The 23,447-nt window shown below is 74.5% G+C and carries 15 protein-coding genes and 4 pseudogenes; 10 read left to right on the top strand and 9 right to left on the bottom strand.

What is annotated here, in order from left to right; all coding sequences use genetic code 11:
* Positions 1 to 188: 188 nt before the first annotated feature.
* Both OO47_RS22695 and glgB read left to right on the top strand, forming a co-directional pair.
* Positions 189 to 1,538 carry a maltokinase N-terminal cap-like domain-containing protein gene (locus tag OO47_RS22695; protein WP_030218683.1) on the top strand — a complete coding sequence of 450 codons (1,350 nt, stop codon included), beginning with the start codon at positions 189 to 191 and terminating at the stop codon, positions 1,536 to 1,538.
* Between the two features lie 166 nt (positions 1,539 to 1,704).
* Positions 1,705 to 4,035 (top strand): 1,4-alpha-glucan branching enzyme, encoded by a 2,331-nt coding sequence (glgB, locus tag OO47_RS22690; RefSeq protein ID WP_030218687.1) that lies wholly within the window; start codon positions 1,705 to 1,707, stop codon positions 4,033 to 4,035.
* 33 nt (positions 4,036 to 4,068) lie between these two features.
* Here the strand turns inward: glgB and OO47_RS22685 are convergent, their stop codons facing one another.
* Together OO47_RS22685 and OO47_RS22680 are read right to left on the bottom strand one after the other, a co-directional pair.
* On the bottom strand, positions 4,069 to 6,303 hold the full coding sequence (locus tag OO47_RS22685) for a HelD family protein (RefSeq protein ID WP_030218691.1): 2,235 nt from the start codon (positions 6,301 to 6,303) through the stop codon (positions 4,069 to 4,071).
* A gap of 198 nt (positions 6,304 to 6,501) precedes the next feature.
* The gene (locus OO47_RS22680) at positions 6,502 to 7,149 is read right to left on the bottom strand and encodes a TetR/AcrR family transcriptional regulator C-terminal domain-containing protein (protein WP_030218694.1); all 648 of its coding nucleotides are present in this window, start codon (positions 7,147 to 7,149) and stop codon (positions 6,502 to 6,504) included.
* 66 nt (positions 7,150 to 7,215) lie between these two features.
* Between OO47_RS22680 and OO47_RS22675 the strand changes: the two genes are divergently transcribed.
* Positions 7,216 to 8,478 (top strand): beta-ketoacyl-[acyl-carrier-protein] synthase family protein, encoded by a 1,263-nt coding sequence (locus OO47_RS22675; RefSeq protein ID WP_030218696.1) that lies wholly within the window; start codon positions 7,216 to 7,218, stop codon positions 8,476 to 8,478.
* A 46-nt stretch (positions 8,479 to 8,524) separates the two neighbouring features.
* Here OO47_RS22675 and OO47_RS22670 read toward each other — a convergent pair whose 3' ends face one another.
* The 4 genes and pseudogenes from OO47_RS22670 to OO47_RS22655 form a co-directional block, all read right to left on the bottom strand.
* A complete protein-coding gene (locus tag OO47_RS22670; RefSeq protein ID WP_030218700.1) occupies positions 8,525 to 8,989 on the bottom strand; it encodes a GNAT family N-acetyltransferase in 465 nt (154 codons plus the stop codon).
* Positions 8,990 to 9,067: 78 nt separating this feature from the next.
* Entirely contained in the window at positions 9,068 to 9,388 is a 321-nt protein-coding gene (locus OO47_RS22665) for a thioredoxin family protein (RefSeq protein WP_030218703.1), read from the bottom strand.
* 80 nt (positions 9,389 to 9,468) lie between these two features.
* Entirely contained in the window at positions 9,469 to 9,873 is a 405-nt protein-coding gene (locus OO47_RS22660) for a MerR family transcriptional regulator (RefSeq protein WP_030218705.1), read from the bottom strand.
* A 47-nt stretch (positions 9,874 to 9,920) separates the two neighbouring features.
* Positions 9,921 to 10,130: pseudogene (locus OO47_RS22655) on the bottom strand (Lrp/AsnC ligand binding domain-containing protein); the annotation flags it as partial.
* On the opposite strand from OO47_RS22655, the pseudogene OO47_RS38000 reads away from it, so the two are divergent.
* Positions 10,089 to 10,601, top strand: a pseudogene (locus tag OO47_RS38000) (aldo/keto reductase); the annotation flags it as partial. The pseudogenes OO47_RS22655 and OO47_RS38000 sit on opposite strands and share 42 nt — an antisense overlap.
* 179 nt (positions 10,602 to 10,780) lie before the next feature.
* On the opposite strand, the gene OO47_RS22645 reads toward OO47_RS38000, so the two are convergent.
* Positions 10,781 to 12,136, bottom strand: coding sequence for a cation:dicarboxylate symporter family transporter (locus tag OO47_RS22645; protein WP_030218708.1), 1,356 nt, complete (start codon positions 12,134 to 12,136; stop codon positions 10,781 to 10,783).
* Positions 12,137 to 12,324: 188 nt separating this feature from the next.
* Here OO47_RS22645 and OO47_RS22640 point away from each other — a divergent pair.
* The 4 genes and pseudogenes from OO47_RS22640 to OO47_RS22625 form a co-directional block, all read left to right on the top strand.
* A pseudogene (locus OO47_RS22640) lies at positions 12,325 to 13,920 on the top strand (sensor histidine kinase); the annotation flags it as partial.
* Positions 13,921 to 14,429: 509 nt separating this feature from the next.
* Positions 14,430 to 15,125 (top strand): response regulator, encoded by a 696-nt coding sequence (locus tag OO47_RS22635; protein ID WP_030218714.1) that lies wholly within the window; start codon positions 14,430 to 14,432, stop codon positions 15,123 to 15,125.
* Positions 15,126 to 15,293: 168 nt separating this feature from the next.
* Positions 15,294 to 15,902, top strand: coding sequence for a helix-turn-helix domain-containing protein (locus tag OO47_RS22630; protein ID WP_051716232.1), 609 nt, complete (start codon positions 15,294 to 15,296; stop codon positions 15,900 to 15,902).
* A 31-nt stretch (positions 15,903 to 15,933) separates the two neighbouring features.
* A pseudogene (locus tag OO47_RS22625) lies at positions 15,934 to 16,668 on the top strand (tyrosine-protein phosphatase); the annotation flags it as partial.
* A gap of 310 nt (positions 16,669 to 16,978) precedes the next feature.
* Here the strand turns inward: OO47_RS22625 and OO47_RS34065 are convergent.
* Both OO47_RS34065 and OO47_RS22615 read right to left on the bottom strand, forming a co-directional pair.
* Positions 16,979 to 18,214, bottom strand: a complete 1,236-nt coding sequence (locus tag OO47_RS34065) for a helix-turn-helix domain-containing protein (RefSeq protein ID WP_030218724.1) — start codon at positions 18,212 to 18,214, stop codon at positions 16,979 to 16,981.
* A gap of 219 nt (positions 18,215 to 18,433) precedes the next feature.
* Positions 18,434 to 19,459: an ATP-dependent 6-phosphofructokinase gene (locus OO47_RS22615; RefSeq protein WP_030218726.1), complete on the bottom strand. Its 1,026-nt coding sequence runs from the start codon at positions 19,457 to 19,459 to the stop codon at positions 18,434 to 18,436.
* Between the two features lie 566 nt (positions 19,460 to 20,025).
* Between OO47_RS22615 and pta the strand changes: the two genes are divergently transcribed.
* Positions 20,026 to 22,107 carry a phosphate acetyltransferase gene (pta, locus tag OO47_RS22610; RefSeq protein ID WP_030218729.1) on the top strand — a complete coding sequence of 694 codons (2,082 nt, stop codon included), beginning with the start codon at positions 20,026 to 20,028 and terminating at the stop codon, positions 22,105 to 22,107.
* Entirely contained in the window at positions 22,104 to 23,390 is a 1,287-nt protein-coding gene (locus OO47_RS22605; RefSeq protein WP_051716226.1) for an acetate kinase, read from the top strand. Before pta ends, OO47_RS22605 begins: the two co-directional genes overlap by 4 nt.
* Positions 23,391 to 23,447: the final 57 nt, after the last annotated feature.

Below are 23,447 nucleotides of genomic sequence, written 5' to 3'. Positions count from 1 at the left end.
TCCCGCCGGGGGCACTGTGACCCACACACGATTCAGGTCCATACGGGCCTTCTTCCCGGGCCCGTACGGATCTTCCCTTTCCGACACGTCCCGCACATCCGGACAGTCCAAGCCGCCATCCGGGACACTCTGCGCATTTGAACGTATACGAAAGCCAACTGCGCGCCCCGGGGAAAGGACGCGATGCCATGCCGGAGACCGCATCCACCACCCGGGCCCCGGACGCCCTCCTTCCGTCCCTCGCCCCCCTGCTCCACGAATGGCTGCCACGGCAGCGCTGGTTCGCGGGCAAGGGCCGCCGGGTCACCGGATTCACCCTGGACGCGGCCACCGAGCTGCTGCCGCCGGACGGCCCGGGGCCCGGCCTCCTCCACCTGCTCGTACGGGTCGAACAGCCGGGCCGCCCGGCCGGTTCGCCCTCCGACTGCTACCAACTGCTCCTGGGCGTACGGACCCAGCTCCCGCCCCGCCTCGCCCCCGCCCTGATCGGGCGGATCCGGCAGGGGCCGCTCGCCGGACGGGCCGTCTACGAAGGGCTGCGCGACCCGCGGCTCGCCGGGCTCCTCTACGAGCGGCTGCGCACCCCGGGCCGGACCGGCCCGCTGCGCTTCCACGCCACCACCGCCCTGCCGGCCGCGCTCGCGCCCCGCGTGCTCGACGCCGAGCAGTCCAACTCCTCGCTCGTCTACGGCGACGCGTACATCCTGAAGATCTTCCGGCGGGTCAGCCCCGGCGCCAACCCCGACCTGGAGCTGCCGCTGGCGCTCAGCCGGGCCGGCTGCGCCCGGGTGCCCGCGCCGGTCGCCTGGTTCGAGTCGGGGGCCGCGACCCTCGGCGTCCTCCAGCCGTACCTGCGGGACTCCCGGGACGGCTGGCGGCTCGCGCTCGACGCGCTGGCCGACGGGCGCGAGTTCACCGCCGAGGCGCGGGCGCTCGGCCGCGCCACGGCCGAGGTGCACCTGGCGCTCGCCGGGGCGCTGCCGACGCGGCGGCTCGGGAAGGCCGAGGCCGAACTGCTCGCCGACGCGATGGACCGGCGGCTGCACGCGGCGGCGCAGGCCGTGCCCGCGCTGCTGCCGCACGTGCCGGGGCTCCGGGCCGTCTTCGCGGCGGCGGGCGGGGCGGCCGGGGCGGGGGCGCTCCAGCGCATCCACGGCGACCTGCACCTCGGGCAGACCCTGCGGGGCTCCGACGGGGCCTGGGCGGTCATCGACTTCGAGGGGGAGCCCGCGAAGCCGCTGGACGAGCGGCGCAGCCCGCAGCCCACGGTCCGGGACGTCGCCGGGATGCTCCGCTCCTTCGACTACGCGGCCCGCACCCACCGCCCGTGGAACGCCGACTGGGCGGCCCGCTGCCGCGACGCCTTCTGCGGCGGCTACGCGGAGGCGGCGGGCGCCGACCCGCGCTCGGACCCGGCGCTCCTGCGCGCCTACGAGACCGACAAGGCGGTGTACGAGGTCGTCTACGAGGCCCGGCACCGGCCGGACTGGCTGCCGGTCCCGATGGCGGCGATCGAACGGCTGGCGGCGATCCCGTGAGTACCCCGTTCGGAGCAGCGGACCCGTCCCGCGGGCCCCGTCCCACCCGCGAGAACCCCCACCGGCCCCGTTCGGCCGAGTGTCCCGGCGTCCCCGCGGCCCGTTCCACAAGCGTGTTCCCCACCGATTCCCCCTTTCCCTTTCCCGTCCTCCAGGAGGCATCCCCGTGACCGCCCGATCCGCAGGAAAGACGTCCACAGCCAGGAAGGCGCCCGCGTCGGCCACTGCCGGGAAGGCGTCCGCGGCGGACCTGCTCGCCGTGCGGAAGGAGCCGGCGCCGGAGCGGCCCGCCGTACGGAAGGCGCTACCGCTCGACCCGGGCGACCGGGCCCGGCTGCTCGCCGGGGAGCACCACGACCCGCACGGGGTGCTCGGCGCGCACCCGGTGCGCGGCGGGGTGGTGGTGCGGGTGCTGCGCCCGTTCGCCCGGGAGGTCGCCGTCCTCGTCAAGGGCCGCCGGGTCGTGCTCCACGACGACGGGGACGGTCTCTTCTCCGGGCTGCTGCCGCTGCTGCGGAAGGTGCCGGCGTACGAGCTGAGGGTCCGTTACGACGAAGGCGCCGAAGGCACGGAGCTGGAGGTCCAGGACCCGTACCGCTTCCTGCCCTCGCTCGGGGACCTGGACCTGCACCTGATCGGGGAGGGCCGGCACGAGGAGCTGTGGACGGCGCTCGGCTCCCGGATCATGACGCACGAGGGCGTGGCCGGAACCCGGTTCGCGGTCTGGGCGCCGAACGCGCGCGGGGTGCGGCTCACCGGCGAGTTCACGTACTGGGGCGCGGGCCTGCCGATGCGCTCGCTCGGTTCGACGGGCGTGTGGGAGCTGTTCGTGCCCGGTCTCGGCGAGGGCACGGTCTACAAGTACGACATCGCCCGGCCCGACGGCTCGCACACGCTGCGGGCGGACCCGATGGCCCGGCGGACCGAGTGCCCGCCGAACACGGCGTCGATCGTCACCGAGTCGCACCACGTGTGGAACGACGGCGAGTGGATGGAGCGGCGGGGCGCGCGCCCGGCGCACGAGGCGCCATTGTCGGTGTACGAGGTGCACCTGGCGTCCTGGCGGCCGGGGCTCACCTACCGCGAGCTGGCCGAGCAGCTGCCCGCGTACGTGCGCGACCTCGGTTTCACGCACGTGGAGTTCATGCCGGTCGCCGAGCACCCCTTCGGCGGCTCGTGGGGCTACCAGGTGACCGGGTTCTACGCGCCGACGGCCCGGATGGGCACCCCGGACGACTTCAAGTACCTGGTGGACGCGCTGCACCGGGCGGGGATCGGGGTCCTGATGGACTGGGTCCCGGCGCACTTCCCGAAGGACGACTGGGCGCTCGCGGAGTTCGACGGGCGGCCGCTGTACGAGCACGAGGACCCGCGCCGGTCGCACCACCCGGACTGGGGGACCCTGGAGTTCGACTACGGGCGCAAGGAGGTGCGGAACTTCCTCGTCGCCAACGCCGTGTACTGGTGCCAGGAGTTCCACATCGACGGCCTGCGGGTGGACGCGGTCGCCTCGATGCTCTACCTGGACTACTCGCGCGAGCACGGCGAGTGGGTGCCGAACGAGTTCGGCGGCCGGGAGAACCCGGACGCCGTGGCGTTCCTCCAGGAGATGAACGCGACCGTGTACCGGCGCTGCCCGGGGATCGTGACCTTCGCGGAGGAGTCCACGGCCTGGGACGGGGTGACGCGGCCGACGGACCAGGTGGGCCCCGGCGGCTTCGGGGGCCTCGGCTTCGGCATGAAGTGGAACATGGGCTGGATGCACGACTCCCTGGAGTACGTGCAGAAGGAGCCGGTGCACCGGAAGTACCACCACAACGAGATGACGTTCTCGATGGTGTACGCGTACAGCGAGAACTACATCCTGCCGATCTCGCACGACGAGGTCGTGCACGGCAAGCGGTCGCTGGTGTCGAAGATGCCGGGCGACTGGTGGCAGCAGCGGGCCAACCACCGCGCGTACCTGGGCTTCATGTGGGCCCACCCGGGCAAGCAACTGCTCTACATGGGCCAGGAGTTCGCGCAGGGCGGGGAGTGGTCGGCGGACCACGGCCCGGACTGGTGGCTGCTCGACCCGGAGTACGGGGCGGAGGCGGACCACCGGGGCGTGCGGGACCTGGTGCGCGACCTGAACACGGTGTACACGGCGACGCCGTCGCTGTGGGAGCGGGACACCTCGCCGGAGGGGTTCGAGTGGGTGGTCGGGGACGCGGCCGACGACAACGTCTTCGCGTTCCTGCGGTTCGACGGCTTCGGCTCGCCGCTGCTCGCCGTGTCGAACTTCTCGCCGGTGGTGCGGCACGACTACCGGCTGGGGGTGCCGGACACCTTCGCGGCCTGGACGGAGGTGCTGAACACGGACGCGGCCCGGTACGGGGGCTCGGACGTGGTCGGCACCGACCCGGCGAAGACCGAGTCGGTGCCGTGGCACGGGCGGTCGTCCAGCGTGCGGATGACGCTGCCGCCGCTGGCGACGGTGTGGCTCAGGCCGGCTTGAAGGGCACGGCGGGCGTGAGCCCCGGCCCCGGTCTCAGGCCGGCCTGATCACGCCGAGGCGCTGGGTGGCCCGGGTCAGCGCCACGTACAGGTCGTTCACGCCGTGCGGGGCGCCGGCCCGGATGCCGTCCGGGTCCACGACGAGGACCGTGTCGAACTCCAGGCCCTTGGCCTGCCGGGGGTCGAGCAGGACCACCGGCCGGGTGAGGTCGGGGGCCGGGCCGTGGTCGGCGTCCGGGAGGGCGGCGACCAGGGCCGGGTGCAGCTCCGGCGGGGCGATCACGGCGAGCCGCCCGTCGGGGCGCCGCTCGGCGGCGACCGCGTCGGCGGCCTCCTTCACCGGGTCCCCGGCCGTGCGGTCCCAGGGCTCGACGCCGGTGGAGCGGACCGAGCTCGGCGGTTCGAAGCCGGGGTCGGTCTCGCGCCGCACGTCGGCGGCGACGGCCATGATCTCGGCGGGGGTGCGGTAGTTGACGCCGAGCCGGACCAGCTCCCAGCGGTCCTCCACGTACGGGCCGAGGATGTCCCGCCAGGCGCCGACGCCGGCCGGGTCGCCGGTCTGGGCGGGGTCCCCGACCAGGGTCATGGAGCGGCTGGGGCTGCGGCGCATCAGGAGTCGCCAGGCCATCGCGGAGAGCTCCTGGGCCTCGTCCACGATGATGTGCCCGAAGGCCCAGGTGCGGTCGGCGGCGGCCCGTTCGGCTGCGGTGCGGTGATCGGCCTCCTCGTGGCGCTCCGCGAACCGCTCGGCGTCGATGATGTCGTGGGCGGAGAGGACCTCGGAGGCGTCCTTGTCCTGCTCCTCCTTGTCCTCGAACTCGTAGGTGCGGGAGGCGTAGGAGACGTCGAGGACCCCTTGCGCGTACTGGATGCGCTTCTGCCGCTCGGCCTCCTCGGCGGCGCGGGCGGCCGAGTCGTCCTGGCCGAGCAGTTCGGCGGCCTCGTCGAGGAGGGGCACGTCGGCGGGGGTCCACGCGCCGCCCTCGCGGCGGATCGCGACGGCGTCGGCGTCGGGCAGGTGGGTGGGCTCGGTGAGGTAGTCCGCGAGGAAGTCCTGCGGGGTGAGGGCGGGCCAGAGGGTGTCGAGGGCCGCGTACACCTCGGGGTTGGCGGCGATGCCCTTGGCGAGCAGGGCGATGTCGTCGGGGCCGAGGAAGTTGGGGCCGCCGTAGGGGTCGGCGCCGATGCGGTCCGCGAGCTGCTCGGCGAGGGCGTCGAGGATCCGGAAGACGAAGTAGGGACGGGCGAGGTTGTGCGGGAGGGCGGTCTCGCGTGCCTTGTGGCGGGCCTCCATGGCCATGCCCCAGTCCACGACCAGGTCGCCGTCGTCGTGCGGGACGACGAGGGGTTCGCCGCGCTCGGGGACCCGCTGGCGGTCGCGTACGGCGGCGGCGAGGGCGTCGGCCATGGCGGCGGAGCCCTTGACGGCGGCGGCGCGGGGGGTGTCGGTGCCGGTGGCGCGGACGCCGGGGAAGAGCTCGGCGGGGGTGGCGAGGAGGACGCCGGTCTCTCCGAGGGAGGGCAGCACGTTGCCGATGTAGCCGAGGAAGGCGGGGTTGGGGCCGACGACGAGGACGGCCCGGCGGGCCAGCTGCTCGCGGTGGGCGTAGAGGAGGTACGCGGCGCGGTGCAGGGCGACGGCGGTCTTGCCGGTGCCGGGGCCGCCCTCCACGACGAGGACGCCGCGGTGCGGGGAGCGGATGATGGCGTCCTGCTCGGCCTGGATGGTCTGCACGATGTCGTGCATGCGGCCGGTGCGGGCGGCGTCGAGCGAGGCGAGCAGCACCTCGTCGGCGTCCCGGCTCTCGTGGCCGGTGCGGGTGGCGTCGGCGAGGTCGAGGACCTCGTCGTGGAGGGCGGTGACCGTGCGGCCGGTGGTGCTGATGTGGCGGCGGCGGGAGAGGCCCATCGGCTCGTATCCGGTGGCGAGGTAGAAGGGGCGGGCGACCTCGGCGCGCCAGTCGACCACGAGGGGGGTGCGGTCCGGGTCGTCCTCGCGGATGCCGAGCCGGCCGATGTGGTGGTCGCGGCCGTCGCGGAAGACGAGCCGGCCGAAGCAGAGGCCGCTCTCCCCCGCGTTGAGCGCGGCGAGCAGCCCGGACTGTTCGGCGACCAGCACGTCCCGTTCGAGCCGGCCCTGGTTGCCGCCGGTGCCGGGGGTGCGCAGGGCGCGGTCGACGGCGGCCTCGGCCTGGTCCCTCAGGTCGTCGAGTCGTGTGTAGAGATCGGTGATGAATCGTTGTTCATTCCGAAATTCCTCGGTTGACAATTCGACTCCCGGCGCGATACAGTGCGTTTAGTGAACTTCTCCGTGTCGCCTTTGTGTGCGCACACGGAATCCACCAATATACGTGATGCGATACCCCGACTGTCAATTCCAGTCGGGGTATTTCTGTATGCCCTGACGGCATGTCCTGACGCGAGCGAATTCCGGGGACCGGGGCCCTGATCCGCCGGACACGACGCCCTAGTCGTGCCCGGGTCCGTCGTAGACGGTCAGCGCTCCGGCGAGGTCGAGGTCGGCGACGGTGCCGTGCGCCCCGGCGCGGACGAGCAGCACCGCGCCGAGCGCGGTGCTCCAGAACGTCCTGGCCTCCGCGCCGAGCGGCCGGCGGGTCCCCCAGCCGCGGCTGTCGACGAGCCGGCCCACGAAGCGCTCGGACTGCCGGAACAGCAGTTGGAGGTGCCGGTCGACCACGGGGGCGAGCTCGGGCTTGGAGATTCCCGCGGCGAGCGCCCGCGCGACCGACGGGAGCGAGGGCATGGCCAGGACGGCGCGGGCGACGTTGCGCCGGAAGGCCGCCGCGTCGGGGGCCTGCCGGCCGATGCGCTCGATGCGCCGGGCGTCGTGCAGCAGGCCGAGGAAGGCGGCGTGCACGAGCAGCGCGTCCTTGGACCCGAAGTGGTAGGTGACCTGGTTGGGGAAGACGCCCGCCGCGTTCGCGATCTCCGCGACGCTCGGCTCGGCACCGGGCCGCTCTCCGCAGAGCCGCGCGGCCACCTCGATCAGGTGACGCCTCGTCGCGCGCCCCCGGTCGCGCGACCGGACCGGCGTCGAACGGGTCGGCGTCGAGCGGGTCGGTGCCGCCGCGGCTTCGGTTCGCTTCTTCTCCACGCTCGAATTGTATGTGATACAACATGGTCTCGTTCGCTTGTATCGCATACAAGAAAGTTGAGGGACATGCACCGGACCGAAGTCGTCGTGACCGGACTCGGCGCGATCACACCGCTCGGCGGGGACGTGGAGTCCACCTGGAACGCCCTGCTCGCCGGCGGGTCCGGCATCCGCGGCGTCGTCCTGCCCGGCCACGAGGCCGCCGGCCTTCCCGACGTCGTCGCGGGGACGATGGCGGCCGACCCGGCCGACTCCCTGCCGCCGGTGCGGGCGAGGCGGCTCGACCGCTCGCAGCAGGCGGCCCTCGTCGCGGCGGCCGAGGCCTGGGCCGACGCCGGTGCCCCGCGGGTGGACCCGGACCGGCTCGCGTCCGCGATCGGCACGGGCATCGGGGGCGTACAGACGCTGCTGAGGGAGGACGACGCGCTGGAGACGGCCGGGGCGCGGCGCGTCTCGCCCCGCACGGTCCCGATGCTCATGCCCAACGCCGCGGCGGCCCTGATCAGCATCGAGTACGGCGCGCGGGCCGGTGTCCACACCCCCGTCTCGGCGTGCTCCTCCGGTGCCGAGGCGATCGCCCTGGGGGCCGGGCTCATCCGCGCGGGCGAGGCGGACGTGGTCATCGCGGGCGGGACCGAGGCCGCGATCACCCCGATCACCGTCGCCGGCTTCGTCCAGGCGCAGGCGTTGTCCCAGTACACCGCCGAACCCGCCTCGGCGTCCCGGCCGTTCGCCGCGGACCGCAGCGGATTCGTCCTCGGCGAGGGCGCGGCCGTCGTGGTGCTCGAAAGCGCCGAGCACGCCGCGGCCCGGGGCGCGCGCGTCCGCGCGGTGCTCGCGGGCGCCGGCGTGGCCGCCGACGCCCACCACATCACCGCGCCCGTCCCCGACGGCTCCGGCCAGATCGCGGCCATGCGCAAGGCGCTCGCGCGAGCCGGCCTGGCTCCCGAGCAGATCACCCACGTCAACGCCCACGCCACCGGAACCCAGGTCGGCGACGTCGCCGAGGCGCGCGCGATCGGGAAGGTCTTCGGCCGCGCCACCGTGACCGCCCCCAAGGCGGCGCTCGGCCATCTCTTCGGCGCGGCCGGCGCGATCGAGGCGCTCGTCGCCGTCCTCAGCGTGGAGCACGGCGTCGTCCCGCCGACCCGCAACCTCGCCGCGGCCGGCGTCGGTCCCGACATCGACCTCGACGTCGTCACGGAGCGACGGGACGTCCCCCAGGAGGCCGTGCTCAGCAACTCCTTCGGCTTCGGCGGGCAGAACGTCTCGCTCGTCGTCACCGGCGCGCGGCACCGCTCCTCCCGAACGGCGGCGACGACCCCGTGACGGGTACGGGGTCCCCGGCGCCCGGCCGTGATCCGCCGGACGCGCCCTACACCGGGGTCCCGGGGTCCCCGGTCAGCTCCTTGTGGAAGTGGACGTCCTCGGCGCCGCCCGGGATGCCGAGGGTGCGGCCGGTCTCCACGTAGCCGTGCCGGCGGTAGAAGTCCGGGGCCTGGAAGGTGAAGGAGGAGACGGTGGCCCGGTCGCAGCCGCGGCGGCGGGCCTCCGCCTCGGCGGCGCGCAGGAGCCTGCCGCCCCAGCCGTCGCGACGGTGCTCCTCGCGCACCCAGAGCATGTCGATGCCCAGCAGTCCGGCCCAGGTCCAGGCGGTGATGCCGCCGACGACCTCGCCGGTCGCCGGATCGACGGCCTTCACCGAGAACTCGCTCTGGTCCTTGAGGCTGGTGCCGGTGGCCGCGAAGTTGTACGCGTCGAGCCCCTGGTCGAGGAGCTTCGCCAGCTCGGGGTCGCGGTCCCCGACGGTCAGGCCGGTCATGTCGTGATCACGGTTCATGCGGCAGAAGTCTGGCACGGGGCGCCGGGTCCCCCGCCGCCGGCTCCAGGGGCCCGGCGGCCCCGGGATCCCGACGGCTCAGGAGCCGAGGACGTCCTCCAGCTCCTCCCGGAGGCGGCGCTTCGGGCGGGCGCCGACCAGGGACTTCACGGGTTCGCCGTTCCGGAGGAGCAGGAGGGTCGGGGTGGCGAGGACCCCGTACCGCGCCGTGGTCTCCGGGTTGCGGTCCACGTCGATCTCGACGATCCGGAGGCGCCCGGCCTCCTCCCGGGCGAGCGCGTCGAGCACCGGCCTCAGCTGCCGGCACGGTCCGCACCACTCGGCGGTGAACTTCACCAGGACCGGCGGCCCCGAGCCCAGCACCTCCGTGCCGAAGTCCGCGTCCGTCACCTCGGTCACGCCCGTCGTGCTCGGCGTGCTCGGCGTACTCGGCGTACTCGGCGTACTCGGCGTGCTCGTCGCGTCCGGCGTCATGTGCGTCACTCCTCCGTCTCCGTGGTCAGTCCGCACCGGGGCTCCGGGCCGTGCGGCAGTTCCGCCTCGGCCCGGAGGAGCTGGGCGCCCACCTGGGCACGTACCGTCCGGAGTTGTTCGATCAGGCCGTCCAGCTCGGCGAGCTTCCGCCGGTAGACGGCGATCGACGCGGGGCACGCGTCCCCCGCCGGGTGCCCCGCGCGCAGGCACTCCACGAACGGCCGCGTCTCCTCCAGCTCGAACCCGAAGTCCTGCAGGGTCCTGATCTGCTGGAGGAGCCGCAGGTCGTCCTCGTCGTACGTGCGGTGCCCCCGGTCCGTGCGCCGCGCGGTCAGGAGACCGCGCGACTCGTAGTACCGCAGCGTCCGCGTGGTGGTCCCGGCCCGCTCGGCCAGCTCTCCGATGCGCATGCCCCCGACCGTAGGCCTTGACGTCGACGTCAGGGCAAGGGCCGGTGTCAGGGGCGCTTCCGGTCCGGCGGCAGCAGCGGCTTCCCCTCCACCGGGGAGGAGAGGACGATCGAGGTCGTGGTGCGGCCGAGGGCCGAGGCCTGTTCCAGGACGTCTTCGAGGTGGACGGTGTCGGTGACGGCGACCTTGAGGATCCAGCAGTCCTCGCCCACCACGTGGTGGACCTCCAGGACCTCGGGGCGGGCGGTCAGTTCGACACCGCCGACTCCTACCACCCGCCGGACGGCGAGCCGGGCGAGGGCGAACTGCTCGTGGCCCGGGCCCTGGCCTCGTACGGGGGCCGTACGGACGGGGTGCCGGTGGCGACGAAGGGCAGGCGGGGACGGACGGCCGGCGGCTGGACCGTGGACGGCCGGCCCGCGCACCCGCGGCGGGCGGCGGAGGCCTCGGCCCGGCGGCTCGGGGGCGGTGCGATCGGCCTGTACCAGCCGCACAAGCCGGCCCCGGACGTGCCGTACGCCGAATCGCCTGGCGCGGTGCGGTAGTTGCCGGACGCGGGCACGGTCCGGCTCGCCGGGGTCTCGAACGTGGACGCGGAGCAGATCCTGCCGGCCCGGGAGGTCCCGGGCGACCGCCTCGTCTCCGTGCAGAACCGGTACTCGCCCGCCGTCCGGGACGGCGGGGCGGAGTTGCGGCTCCGCGCGGAGCCGGGTCTCGCCTTCCTGCCGTGCTGACGGAGGAGGAGTCGGCGGAGTTGGCGGGGGCTGGAGTACGGGGGTGAACGGGGCTACGGGATGAACGGGAGGTCCCCGGCCGCTCGTGGCGGCCGGGGACCTCCCGTACCCGGGGCCCGGATCCGGCTCAAGGCCCGGGACCCGGAGGTTCTTCGCGAGGGGGCCGGAGCCCGTCAGACCTTCGCGGGGGCCTTCTCGTCCTCCCCGTCCGCCCGCTGGTCCGGGACCGGGGTCGTCGGGGCGTGGTCGTCGACCAGGGTCTTCTCGTCGAAGGGGATCCGGCCGGCGAGGACCTCGGTCACCCGCGCCTTGTCGATCTCCTTCGTCCACGTGCCGACGAGGACGGTGGCGACCGCGTTGCCGGCGAAGTTGGTGAGGGCGCGGGCCTCGCTCATGAAGCGGTCGATGCCGACGATCAGGCCCACCCCGTCGACCAGTTCCGGCCGGTGCGACTGGAGGCCGCCCGCCAGGGTGGCGAGGCCCGCGCCGGTGACGCCCGCCGCGCCCTTCGAGGCGATGATCATGAAGACGAGGAGGGAGACCTGCTCGCCGACCGACAGCGGGTCGCCCATCGCCTCGGCGACGAAGAGCGAGGCCATCGTGAGGTAGATCGCGGTGCCGTCGAGGTTGAAGGAGTAACCGGTCGGCACGGTGATGCCGACGACCGGCTTGGAGACGCCCAGGTGCTCCATCTTCGCGATGAGGCGGGGCAGCGCCGACTCGGAGGAGGAGGTGGACAGGATCAGCAGGAACTCGCGGCCCAGGTACTTCAGGAGGGTCCAGATGTTGATCCCGGCGACCAGGCGCAGGATCGCGCCGAGCACGACGAAGACGAAGAGCCCGCAGGTCAGGTAGAAGCCGATCATGATGACGGCGAGGGACTTCAGGGCGTCCACGCCGGTCGCCCCGACGACCGCCGCGATGGCGCCGAACGCGCCGACGGGGGCCGCCCACATGATCATGGCGAGGATGCGGAAGACCAGCCGCTGGATGTGTCCGATCCCGCGCAGGACCGGCTCCCCGGCCGCGCCCATCGCCTGGAGCGCGAAGCCCGCGAGGAGGGCGACCAGGAGGGTCTGGAGGACCTCGCCCTCGGTGAAGGCGGAGACGAGGGTGGTCGGGATGATCCCGAGGAGGAAGTCGGCCGTGGACTCGCTCGCGCCCTCCGCCTGCTTGGCGCCGGCCTCGGCCAGTTCCTTGGTGAGGTGGAGGCCGGAGCCGGGCTCCAGGAGGTTGCCGACGAGCAGGCCGATCGCGAGCGCCACCGTCGACATGAGCAGGAAGTAGCCGAGGGCGAGGCCGCCGACGGCACCGACCTTCGCGGCCTTCCGGACGGAGCCGACACCGAGCACGATCGTGCAGAAGATGATCGGGGAGATCATCATCTTGATCAGGTTGACGAAGCCGGTGCCGAGCGGCTTGAGCTCGACGGCGAAGCCCGGCGCCAGGAAGCCGACCGCGATGCCGAGCAGTACGGCGCCGATGACGGCCAGATACAGATAGTGGGTACGGTCCCGGCGTGCGGCCACGGGGGTCCTCCTCGTACTGGTGGGTGTCCCCCGGGCGTCCGCGTCCCGGTGGACCTCCGCGACTATCCACCAGCCTGTGACCCCGGTCACGGTTGCGTACGTTTCGTTCACGGCCGAAACGACGCCGGTCACGGGAGGAGCGGGGCCGCGGCGCCGCCGCGCGGTCCCGGGCGTGCACACTTACCCGCATGCGTCTCCGCCTCCCCCGGCTCCCCCGTCCCCGCAGCCTGGCCGGCCAGCTCTTCGCGATGCAGGTCGTGCTCGTGGCCGTCGTCGTGGCGGGGTGCGCGGTCTTCGCGTACCTCACGGACCGGGCGCAGGCCGAGGAGACCGCGCGGCGCCAGTCCGCGGCCACCGCCGCGGCCGTCGCCGACTCGCCGTCCGTGGCCGCCGCCGCGCGCTCGGCCGACCCGTCGGCGGCGCTCCAGCCGTACGCGGAGGCGCTGCGCCGCCACGCGGACGTCGCCTTCGTGGTGATCATGGCCCCGGACGGCACCCGCTGGACGCATCCGGAGCCGGACCAGATCGGGCGCACGTACCTCGGCCACATCGAGCAGGCCCGGCGGGGGCGGACCCACTCCGAGACGCACCTCGGGGTGCTCGGTCCCTCCGTGCGGACGATCGCGCCCGTCTTCGGCGCGGACGGGCGGGTCGTCGCCCTGGTCAGCGCGGGCATCACGATCGAGCGGATCAGCGCGCAGGTACGGGAGCAGGTGACCGCCCTGCTCGGCATGGCGGGCGCGGCGCTCGCGCTCGGCGGGGCGGGGACGTACGTCGTGAACGCGCGCCTGCGGCGCCACACCCACGGCATGAACGCGACCGAGCTGAGCCGGATGCACGACTACCACGAAGCCGCGCTGCACGCCGTGCGGGAGGGGCTCGTGATGCTCGACGGACGGCGGCGGATCGCCCTGATCAACGACGGGGCGCGGGAACTGCTCGGCCTGGACGAGGGGGTCGTCGGGCGTCCGGCGGCGGAGCTCGGCCTGCCCGCGCCGCTGACGGGCGCGCTGCTCTCCTCGGAGCCGCGCGTGGACGAGACGCACCTGACGGACGACCGGGTCCTCGTCGTCAACACCCGCCCGGTGGTGGGCGGGGAGCGGCGCGGCACCGTGGTCACGCTGCGGGACCGCACGGAGCTCCAGGCCCTGTCGGGCGAGCTGGACTCCGAGCGGGGCTTCACGGAGGCGCTGCGCTCGCAGGCGCACGAGGCGGCGAACCGGCTGCACACGGTCGTCTCGCTCATCGAGCTGGGCCGGGTGGCGGAGGCGGTGGAGTTCGCGACGGCGGAACTGGAGCTGGCCCAGGCGCTCACCGACCGGGTCGTGGACGCGGTCGGCGAGCCCGTCCTCGCCGCGCTGCTGCTCGGCAAGGCGGCGCAGGCCAACGAGCGGGGCGTGGAGCTGGTCCTCACCGAGGACAGCCGCATCGACGACGGGCGGGTGCCTGCGGCCCTGCCGGCGCGGGACCTGGTGACGATCCTCGGCAACCTGATCGACAACGCGGTGGAGGCGGCGGGCGGGACCCCGCACGCGCGCGTGACGGTCGCGGTCGCGGCCCGCGCGGGAGACGGCGAGCTGCTGATCCGGGTCTCGGACAGCGGCCCCGGCGTCAGCCCGGCCGACCGGGACGCGGTCCTCGGCCGCGGCTGGTCCACCCGGGGCCCGGGCCGCGGCCTGGGCCTGGCCCTGGTCCGCCAGGCGGTCTCCCGCGCCTCGGGCACGCTGACCCTCGCGGACGGCGAGGAGGGCGGGGCGGAGTTCACGGTACGGCTGCCCTTGCGGGAGACGGACAGGGACGGCGCGCCGGACACGGACGGCTCTTCGGGCACGGACGGCGCGCCGGGCGCGGGAGAGCTCCCGGACACGACGGACGGGACCTCAGGCGCAGGCGAAGACCCCGGTGCAGGCAGCGCCCCGGGCACGGACGCGGCCCCGGACGCGGGCGGGTTCTCCGGCACCGGCGAAGGCCCCGGCGCAGGCGGGTCCCCGGTCCCCGGCGGGAGCTCCCGTACGGGCAGGGCCACCCCGGGCCCCGGCGGGGACTCCCGCACAGGCGGGTTCCCGGGCCCCGGCGGGAGCTCCCGTACGGGCAGGGCCACCCCGAGCCCCGGCGGGGACTCCCACGCAGGCCGGTCCCCGGTCCCCGGCGGGGACTCCCGCGCAAGCGGGTCCCCGGGCCCCGGCGGGGACTCCCGTACGGGCAGGGCCACCCCGAGCCCCGGTGGGGGCTCCCGTGCGGGTGCGGCCGCTCGGGTCGGCGGTGGCGGGGGCGCCGGGGGCGGGGCGGTGTCATGAGCGGCGCTCCTCTCCGGGTGCTCGTCGTCGAGGACGACCCCGTGGCCGCCGACGCGCACGCGCTCTACGCCGGACGGGTCGAGGGGTTCACCGTCGTCGGGATCGCGCACTCGCGGGCCGCCGCCGTGCGGGTGCTCGACCGGACGCCGGTCGACCTGATCCTGCTCGACCTGTACCTGCCCGACGGCCACGGCCTCCAGCTCCTGCGCGCGCTGCGCGCCGCCGGGCACACCGCAGACGTCGTCGCGGTGACCTCCGCCCGGGACCTGGCCGTCGTGCGCGAGGGCGTCTCCCTGGGGGTCGTCCAGTACGTGCTCAAACCCTTCGCCTTCGCGACCCTCAGGGACCGGCTCGTCCGGTACGCCGAGTTCCGGGCGGCCGCCGGGGAGGCCTCCGGGCAGGACGAGGTGGACCGGGCGCTCGCCGCCCTGCGGGCCCCGCACCCCGCCGCGCTCCCCAAGGGCCTGAGCGCCCCCACGCTGGAGGCGGTCACCCGCGCCCTCCGGGCCGCCCCGGACGGGCTCACCGCCGCCGAGGCGGGGACGGAGGTCGGGATCTCCCGGATCACCGCGCGCCGCTACCTGGAACACCTCGTCACCGAGGGCCGGGCCGTACGGGCGCCGCAGTACGGGCAGATCGGACGGCCCGAGCTCCAGTACCGCTGGCTGGGCGGCCCCGTACGCGGCCACTGAGCAGGGAAGACGGTGTTACCGACCGGTTCCCACGTTCCTACGAACCTCTGGCCTTGGGGGAACGCACCGTATCCACCCGTCACCCTCCGCACCTACGGTGGCCGCGTGCACCGACCCACCCCTCCCTTCGACGCCCAGGCCGCGCGCCGCCTGCGCGAAGGCCTCGGCATGGCCCACGGCCACGTCGCGTACGGCCTGCGGGCGCAGTACGGCGTCTTCGCCACCCCCGAGACCGTCCTCGCCTGGGAGCGCGGCGGGGCGGTCCCCACCGAGCAGGAGCTCACCGCCCTCGCGGGCGTCCTGTGGTGCTCCCCGGCCGAGCTGATCTCCGCCGCCTCCACCCTGCGCGAGCACCGGGTGGCGCGCGGGCTCGCCCCCGAGGAGCTGGCGCGGCGGGTGGGGCTCTCGGCCGCCGCGTACCAGCGGATGGAGGACGAGGGGCGCTGGCGCGGCACCGAGCGCCAGACGGCCGCCCTCGCGGAGGTCCTCGGCCTCGGCCCGCGCGCCCTGCTCACCGCGACCGGCGGCGACGAGCGCCTCGCCGAGCTGCTGCGCGACGCGGTCACCACCCGCTGGCAGGCGTACGTGAAGCCGGTGGCGCGGACGGTGCCGCTGCCCCGGCGGACCGTGGAGTCCGCGCTCCAGCGGCTGCACACGGAGTACCACGCCCGGATGGCGGCGGTCAGCAGCTGGGGCGCCTCGGGGACCACGGGCGAGGAGGGGCGCGCGTACCTGGACGGGATCGTCGGCCACTTCTGGGAGTCCGCCGGGGCGTGAGCCCGGGGAGCGCGCCTCGTACAGTGGCGCCGTGAGACGACACGTACCGTTCGAGCGACTCCACAACTTCCGTGATCTGGGCGGCTGTCGGACCGCCGGCGGCGGGATCGTGCGGTGGGGGACCCTCTACCGCTCCGACTCCCTCGGCAAGCTCGCGGACGCCGGTCCCGCGGACCTGGAACGCTTCCGGGAGCTGGGCGTGACCACGGTGATCGACCTGCGCCACCCGTGGGAGATCGCGGCCAAGGGCCGCCTGCCGGAGACCTGGGACGTCGCCTGGCACAACCTCTCCGTCGAGCACCGCCCGTACGACCAGGCGGAGATCGACCCCGACCTCGACCCGTGGCGGTACCTCGCCGACCGGTTCGCCGAGGTCGCGGAGGACGGGGCCGTGGAACTCCGTACGGCCCTGGAGGTCATCGCCGCCGCCGACGGACCGCTCGTCTTCCACTGCGCCTCGGGGAAGGACCGTACGGGACTGCTCGCGGCGGTCCTCCTGGCGCTCCTGGAGGTCCCCGACGAGGAGATCCTCGCGGACTTCGCCCTCACCGAGCGGGCCACGGAACGCCTGATCGCCGACTGGCGCGCGTCCCACCCGGGCCGCGCGCTCCGCTGGCCGGGCTACGGCCGCGCGCCCGCCGAGATCATCCGCCTGTTCCTCGCGGGCCTGCGGGCGCGGTACGGATCGGTGCACGCGTACGCCACCGGCCACGTCGGCCTGGACCCGGCGGTGGTGACGGCGCTGCGGACCCGCCTGGTGGAGCCGCCGGCCGCCTCCGGGCTCCGGCACCCGGACGGCGACACGGCGCCGTACGGCCTGGTCGAACCGTCGCTCCCGGACGACTCCGCACCCGCCGCCCTCCCCGTGGGCACCGCCGCCGGTCCGACCGGGCCCGCCGCCTGCCCGCTGCCCGTCGACGGGGCCGAGGGCTCCCCCGCCGACCTGTCCGACGACCACGACTCGTCGCCGGACCCGTCGTACTCCTCGTACTCGTCCTCCTCGTACTCGCCCTCCTCGGACACGTCTTCTTCCGACGAGGGCCACGGTTCTCCGTACGGCGACGAGCCCTGCTGACTCAGCTCCGGCGGTCGAAGTCGAAGAGCTGGCCGGCGGCGTCCGGTGCGCAGGGGGCCTGGGCGAGGCGGGACCAGGCGGCCGCGCGGTCCCCGACGACGGTGACGCAGTTGCCGGGGGTCGCGGAGCCGGCCGGGACGATCCGGTAGCCCTCGACCGGGGTGCCGTGCGGCTCCAGGGAGAACTCCTCGACCCGGGTGGGGTCGCCGCACTCGGAGTCCTCGTACGGCGCGTCGGGCACGCGCCCGCCGGAGGGGAGGCCGGAGCAGCCGGCGCCGTAGTCGGGGTGGTCGGAGGCGATCCGCCACCGGCCGCCGCCCGTCTCCGCCAGCGCGTACAGCGGGACGCCCGCGGCGGCGCACGGCACCTGGTACACCTGGCCGGTCCGGGAGCCGCGCCGCTCGGCGAGGCAGAAGTCGGTGCCGGCCACCCGGATGAGCACGTCGCCGGCGGCGGGCGCGGTGGGGGTGCGGGGCGGGTGACCGGCGTGGCCGTCCCGCAGGAAGGCGACGATGCTGACCGCGGCGAACACGAGGGCGGCGACCGCGATCGCCGGGACGAGCAGGCGGCGTATTCGGAACCGGTCCCCGGCACCGGGGGCCGGGGGCGCGTCGGCGGGGCCACCGGGCCAGACGGGCGGGACGCCGGGGACGACCTCGGGAACGGACGGCTCCTCGGGGACGGACGGCCCTCCGGGGACGGACGGCCCTCCGGGGACGGGCGGCTCCTCAGAGGCGGGCGGTTCCTCGCGCATCGGGCCGGTCCCTTCCGGGGGCTGGGCCGGGGCCTCCGGGGGCGTCCCCTCCGGGTCCGGGTGCCTTCCCTCCGGGTCCGGAGCCGGATCCGGGGCCTTCGGAGGCGCCCCCGCCGGGGCCGGATCCGGGTCCGGGGCCGGATCCGGGTCCGGGGCCGGGAGATCCGGGCCCGGCCCCAAGTCCCCCTCGTACCCCCGTCGCCCCTCCAGTTCCCTCCGTGCCGTCCGCCACCGCTCCAGCGCAGCCGGATCGGTCCCGCACGCGCGGACGAAGGCGGTCAGGAGTTCCTCGCGGGGCAGGGTGGTGCGGGAGAGCATGTTCGCCACCGTCGAGCGGGGCAGGACGTCCCCGCGCGCCTCCGCCCGCGCCGAGAGCTCGCGGTACGTCAGGCCCGACCAGTCCTTGAGCGCCCGGAGGCGCGCGAGGAACTCGTCGGGGCTCCGGGCGCCCCGCGGGTCAGGGGCGTGCTCCCCCGGCGTCATCCTCGCCTCCCCCTCCTCCCGGACGGGCGGACAGGGTTGGGACATGTCCGGGACAGGCCCCAAGCCTTGTTGATCTCGCGCTCCGGCTCAAGAGTGGAATCCGGCATTTCCGGAGGCGATGCCGGACGCGGAAGCGGCCCCGACCGTCCACGGGGGGACGGTCGGGGCCGCTTCCGGCGTACGAGGTCCGGGGCGGGGACCAGAGGCTGGAGGGAGGGGCTAGAAGACCGACTCCGCCTCGCGCATGCGGTCCGCCGGGACCCTCTTGAGCTGGGTCACGGCCTCCGCGAGCGGCACCATCTCGATGTCCGTGCCGCGCAGCGCCGTCATGCGGCCGAAGTCGCCGCGGTGCGCCGCCTCCACCGCGTGCCAGCCGAAGCGGGTCGCAAGGACGCGGTCGTACGCGGTCGGGGTGCCGCCGCGCTGGACGTGGCCGAGGATGACCGGGCGGGCCTCCTTGCCGAGGCGCCGCTCCAGTTCGACGGCGAGCTGGGTGCCGATGCCCTGGAAGCGCTCGTGGCCGAACTGGTCGATCTCGCCCTTGGCGTACTCCATGGAGCCCTCGGCCGGGTGCGCGCCCTCGGCGACGCAGATGACGGCGAACTTCTTGCCGCGCGCGAAGCGCTCCTCGACCATCTTGACGAGGTCGTCCACCTCGAAGGGGCGCTCGGGGAGGCAGATGCCGTGCGCGCCGCCGGCCATGCCGGACTCCAGGGCGATCCAGCCGGCGTGGCGGCCCATCACCTCGACGACCATCACGCGCTGGTGGGACTCGGCGGTGGTCTTGAGGCGGTCCATGGCCTCGGTGGCGACGCCGACGGCGGTGTCGAAGCCGAAGGTGCGGTCCGTGGAGGAGATGTCGTTGTCGATGGTCTTCGGGACGCCGACGACGGGCATGCCGGCGTCGGAGAGCATCCGGGCGGCGGTCAGGGTGCCCTCGCCGCCGATGGGGATGAGGACGTCGATGCCGTACTGACGGGCCAGCTCGGAGGCGGACTCGGCGGCCTCGCGCAGCCGGTTCCGCTCCAGGCGGGCCGAGCCGAGGATGGTGCCGCCGCGGGCCAGGATGCCGCTGACGGCGTTGAGGTCGAGGGGCCGGAAGTGCCCGTCGAGGAGGCCCTTGAAGCCGTCCTCGAAGCCGATGACCTCGTCTCCGTGGCCGGTCATCGCCCGGTGCACGACCGACCGGATCACTGCGTTCAGGCCGGGGCAGTCGCCGCCTGCGGTGAGAACTCCGATGCGCATCGTGCTGTGTCTCCTGCTCGGTCGCGGTCCGTGTGAGCCAGGGCAATTCTCACACGCCGGGCCTGAGGGGCGCGCTCGCCGCCGTTCCGCGCGTCCCGCCGGGAGGATCGCGGGCGGCTTCCCGGAGGGCGCCCGGGAGGCCCCCGGAAGGCCTTCGGGTGCCTTTTCCGGCGCCCTCCCCGAGGCCTTTCCGAGGCCGCCCGGACGGCCTCCCGCCGACCCCCGCCCGACCTTCCGCCCGGTCCACCGGGCGGCCTCCCGCCGACCCCCGCCCGACTTTCCGCCCGGTCCACCGGGCGGTCTTCCGGACGGCCTCCGCCCGGGCCCGCCCGGACCGCCTCCGCCCGGCCGCCCGGGGGCCTTCCGGCGGCTCCCCCGGGTCCTCCGGCCCGCGCTTCCGGGCCCTTCGTCCGGCGGGCGGCCTAACCACTGCCGGGGGTATTGTCAAGGGGGTAATGCCGCCCTATCGGGGCTTTCCGAGCCCTTTTGATTGACGTACGGGCCGGGAAGGCGGAGCTGGGGCACCGCCCGGGGCCCTTCCGCAGGACTGGACAGGAGACCACGGCGTGACGCGCAGCGTGTACGTGACCGGGATCGACCGCGGTGACGGCCGCCAGGTCGTCGAGCTGGGAGTCATGGAGCTCCTCACCCGCCAGGTGGACCGGGTGGGGGTGTTCCGGCCGCTGGTGCACGACGGGCCCGACCGCCTCTTCGACCTGCTGCGCGCCCGCTACCGGCTCTCGCAGGACGCCGCGACGGTCTACGGCATGGACTACCAGGAGGCGTCCGCGCTCCAGGCCGAGCGGGGCACCGACGAGCTGGTCTCCCGGCTGGTCGACCGCTTCCACGCCGTCGCCCGCGAGTACGAGGTCGTCCTCGTCCTGGGCACCGACTTCGCCGCCACCCAGCTCCCCGACGAGCTGGCGATCAACGCGCGGCTCGCCAACGAGTTCGGCGCCTCCGTCATCCCGGTGGTCGGCGGCAAGGGCCAGTCGGCGGAGTCCGTGCGGGCCGAGGCGCGCAACGCCTTCCGGGCGTACGACGGGCTCGGCTGCGACGTGCTCGCGATGGTGGTCAACCGGGTGGCGGCCGAGGACCGGGAGGCCATCGCGGAGCGGCTGGCGGCCCGGCTGCCGGTGCCCTGCTACGTCCTGCCGGACGAGCCGGCCCTGTCGGCGCCGACCGTCGCCCAGATCACCCACGCGCTCGGCGGCACCGTCGTCCTCGGGGACGACGCCGGGCTCGCCCGGGACGCCCTGGACTTCGTCTTCGGCGGCGCGATGCTGCCGAACTTCCTGAACGCCCTGACGCCCGGCTGCCTGGTCGTCACCCCCGGGGACCGGGCCGACCTGGTCGTCGGCGCGCTCGCCGCGCACTCGGCGGGCACCCCGCCGATCGCCGGGGTGCTGCTCACCCTGAACGAGCGGCCCAGCGAGGAGATCCTGACCCTGGCGGCCCGGCTCGCGCCCGGCACCCCGGTGGTCTCGGTCGCCGGGAACAGCTTCCCGACGGCCGCCGAACTCTTCGCCCTGGAGGGCAAGCTGAACGCGGCCACGCCGCGCAAGGCGGAGACAGCGCTCGGCCTGTTCGAGCGGCACGTGGACACCGCCGACCTGCTCAGGCGGGTCTCGGTGGCCCGCAGCGGCCGGGTCACCCCGATGATGTTCGAGCACGAGCTGCTCGAACAGGCACGGGCCGACCGGCGCCGGGTGGTGCTCCCGGAGGGCACGGAGGAGCGGGTGCTCCGCGCGGCCGACGTGCTGCTGCGCCGGGACGTGTGCGACCTGACGCTGCTCGGGGACGTGGAGAGCATCCGCAAGAAGGCCGCCGACCTGAGCGTGGACCTGCGCGACACGCAGCTGATCGACCCGCACACCTCGGAGCTGCGGGACGCGTTCGCGGAGAAGTACGCGGCGCTGCGGGCCCACAAGGGCGTGACCGTGGAGCTGGCGTACGACGTGGTGTCGGACGTGAACTACTTCGGCACCCTGATGGTGGAGGAGGGCCTGGCCGACGGGATGGTGTCCGGCGCGGTGCACTCCACGGCGGCGACGATCCGCCCGGCCTTCGAGATCATCAAGACGAAGCCGGACGCGTCGATCGTCTCGTCGGTCTTCTTCATGTGCCTGGCGGACAAGGTCCTGGTGTACGGCGACTGCGCGGTCAACCCGGACCCGGACGCCGAGCAGCTCGCGGACATCGCCGTCCAGTCGGCGGCCACCGCGGCCCGGTTCGGCGTGGAGCCGCGGATCGCGATGCTCTCGTACTCCACGGGCACCTCGGGCTCCGGCGCCGACGTCGACAAGGTGCGGGAGGCGACCAAGCTCGTCCGGGAGGCGCGCCCGGAGCTGCGGATCGAGGGGCCCATCCAGTACGACGCGGCCGTGGAGCCCTCGGTGGCGGCGACGAAGCTGCCGGACTCCGAGGTGGCGGGGCAGGCGTCGGTGCTGGTCTTCCCCGACCTGAACACCGGCAACAACACGTACAAGGCCGTGCAGCGCTCGGCCGGCGCCGTGGCCGTCGGCCCGGTGCTCCAGGGCCTGCGCAAGCCCGTGAACGACCTCTCGCGGGGTGCGCTCGTCAGCGACATCGTCAACACGGTCGCCATCACGGCGATCCAGTCCCAGGGTCAGGAGCTCCCCGCATGACCGCGCCCACGTCCACTCCGACGCGCGTACTCGTCCTCAACTCCGGTTCTTCGTCCCTGAAGTACCAGCTCATCGACATGCGCGACGGCAGCCGTCCGGCGCAGGGGATCGTGGAGCGGATCGGCGAGGAGACCTCGCGGCTCGCGCACACCCCGCTCCGGGAGGGGGGCGGGGGGAAGCGCGAGAGGAACGGTCCGATCTCCGACCACTCGGCCGCCCTGAAGGCGGTCGCCGAGGAGCTGGCGGCGGACGGCCTGGGCCTGGACTCCCCCGAGCTGGCGGCGATCGGGCACCGGGTGGTGCACGGCGGGCTGCGGTTCACCGAGCCGACCGTCGTGAACGGCGAGGTGCTGGCGGAGATCGAGCGGCTCGTGCCGGTGGCGCCGCTGCACAACCCGGCGAACCTGATCGGCATCCGCACGGCGATGGCGCTGCGGCCCGATCTGCCGCAGGTGGCGGTCTTCGACACCGCCTTCCACACGACGATGCCGGAGTCGGCGGCGCGGTACGCGATCGACGTGGAGACCGCCGACGCGCACCGGATCCGGCGGTACGGCTTCCACGGCACCTCGCACGCGTACGTCTCGCGGGAGACGGCGCGGCTGCTCGGGAAGGCGCCGGAGGAGGTGAACGTGATCGTGCTGCACCTGGGGAACGGGGCGTCCGCGTCGGCGGTGCGGGGCGGCCGGTGCGTGGACACCTCGATGGGCCTGACGCCGCTGGAGGGCCTGGTCATGGGGACCCGGTCGGGCGACATCGACCCGGCGGTCACCTTCCACCTGCGGCGGGTGGCGGGGATGTCGGCGGACGAGATCGACGTCCTGCTGAACAAGCGGTCCGGGCTGGTGGGACTCTGCGGCGACAACGACATGCGGGAGATCCGCCGCCGGATCGACGAGGGCGACGAGCGGGCGGCGCTCGCCTTCGACGTCTACGTCCACCGGCTGAAGAAGTACATCGGGGCGTACTACGCGGTGCTCGGCCGGGTGGACGCGGTGGCGTTCACGGCGGGGGTGGGCGAGAACGCGGCGCCGGTGCGGCAGGCGGCGATCGCGGGCCTGGAGGAGCTGGGGCTCGCGGTGGACGCGGAGCTGAACGCCGCGCGGTCGGACGGGGCGCGGATCATCTCGCCGGAGTACGCGCGGGTGGCGGTCGCCGTGGTGCCGACGGACGAGGAGCTGGAGATCGCGCGCCAGAGCTACGCGCTCGTACGGGGCACGGACGCACCGGACGGGACCGCTCGGGAGGCGCTCGTACGGGGTGCGGAGGGCTCGAACGAGTGATCGCCTGAGCGACCGCCCGCCCATTTGTACTTTCCGCCAGTCGGAATATTCCGCAGT

This window comes from Streptomyces bikiniensis (assembly GCF_000716625.1).
Classification (GTDB): Bacteria; Actinomycetota; Actinomycetes; order Streptomycetales; family Streptomycetaceae; genus Streptomyces; species Streptomyces bikiniensis.
This window is presented reverse-complemented; position numbering and strand designations above follow the sequence as displayed.

Bases quoted from the DNA above. Each gene is read 5' to 3' on its own strand.
- OO47_RS22695 (WP_030218683.1), top strand. From the start codon at position 189: ATGCCGGAGACCGCATCCACCACCCGGGCCCCGGACGCCCTCCTTCCG.
- OO47_RS22675 (WP_030218696.1), top strand. From the start codon at position 7,216: ATGCACCGGACCGAAGTCGTCGTGACCGGACTCGGCGCGATCACACCG.
- OO47_RS22670 (WP_030218700.1), bottom strand. From the start codon at position 8,989: ATGAACCGTGATCACGACATGACCGGCCTGACCGTCGGGGACCGCGAC.
- OO47_RS22660 (WP_030218705.1), bottom strand. From the start codon at position 9,873: ATGCGCATCGGAGAGCTGGCCGAGCGGGCCGGGACCACCACGCGGACG.
- OO47_RS22635 (WP_030218714.1), top strand. From the start codon at position 14,430: ATGAGCGGCGCTCCTCTCCGGGTGCTCGTCGTCGAGGACGACCCCGTG.
- OO47_RS22630 (WP_051716232.1), top strand. From the start codon at position 15,294: ATGGCCCACGGCCACGTCGCGTACGGCCTGCGGGCGCAGTACGGCGTC.
- OO47_RS34065 (WP_030218724.1), bottom strand. From the start codon at position 18,214: ATGACGCCGGGGGAGCACGCCCCTGACCCGCGGGGCGCCCGGAGCCCC.
- OO47_RS22615 (WP_030218726.1), bottom strand. From the start codon at position 19,459: ATGCGCATCGGAGTTCTCACCGCAGGCGGCGACTGCCCCGGCCTGAAC.
- OO47_RS22605 (WP_051716226.1), top strand. From the start codon at position 22,104: ATGACCGCGCCCACGTCCACTCCGACGCGCGTACTCGTCCTCAACTCC.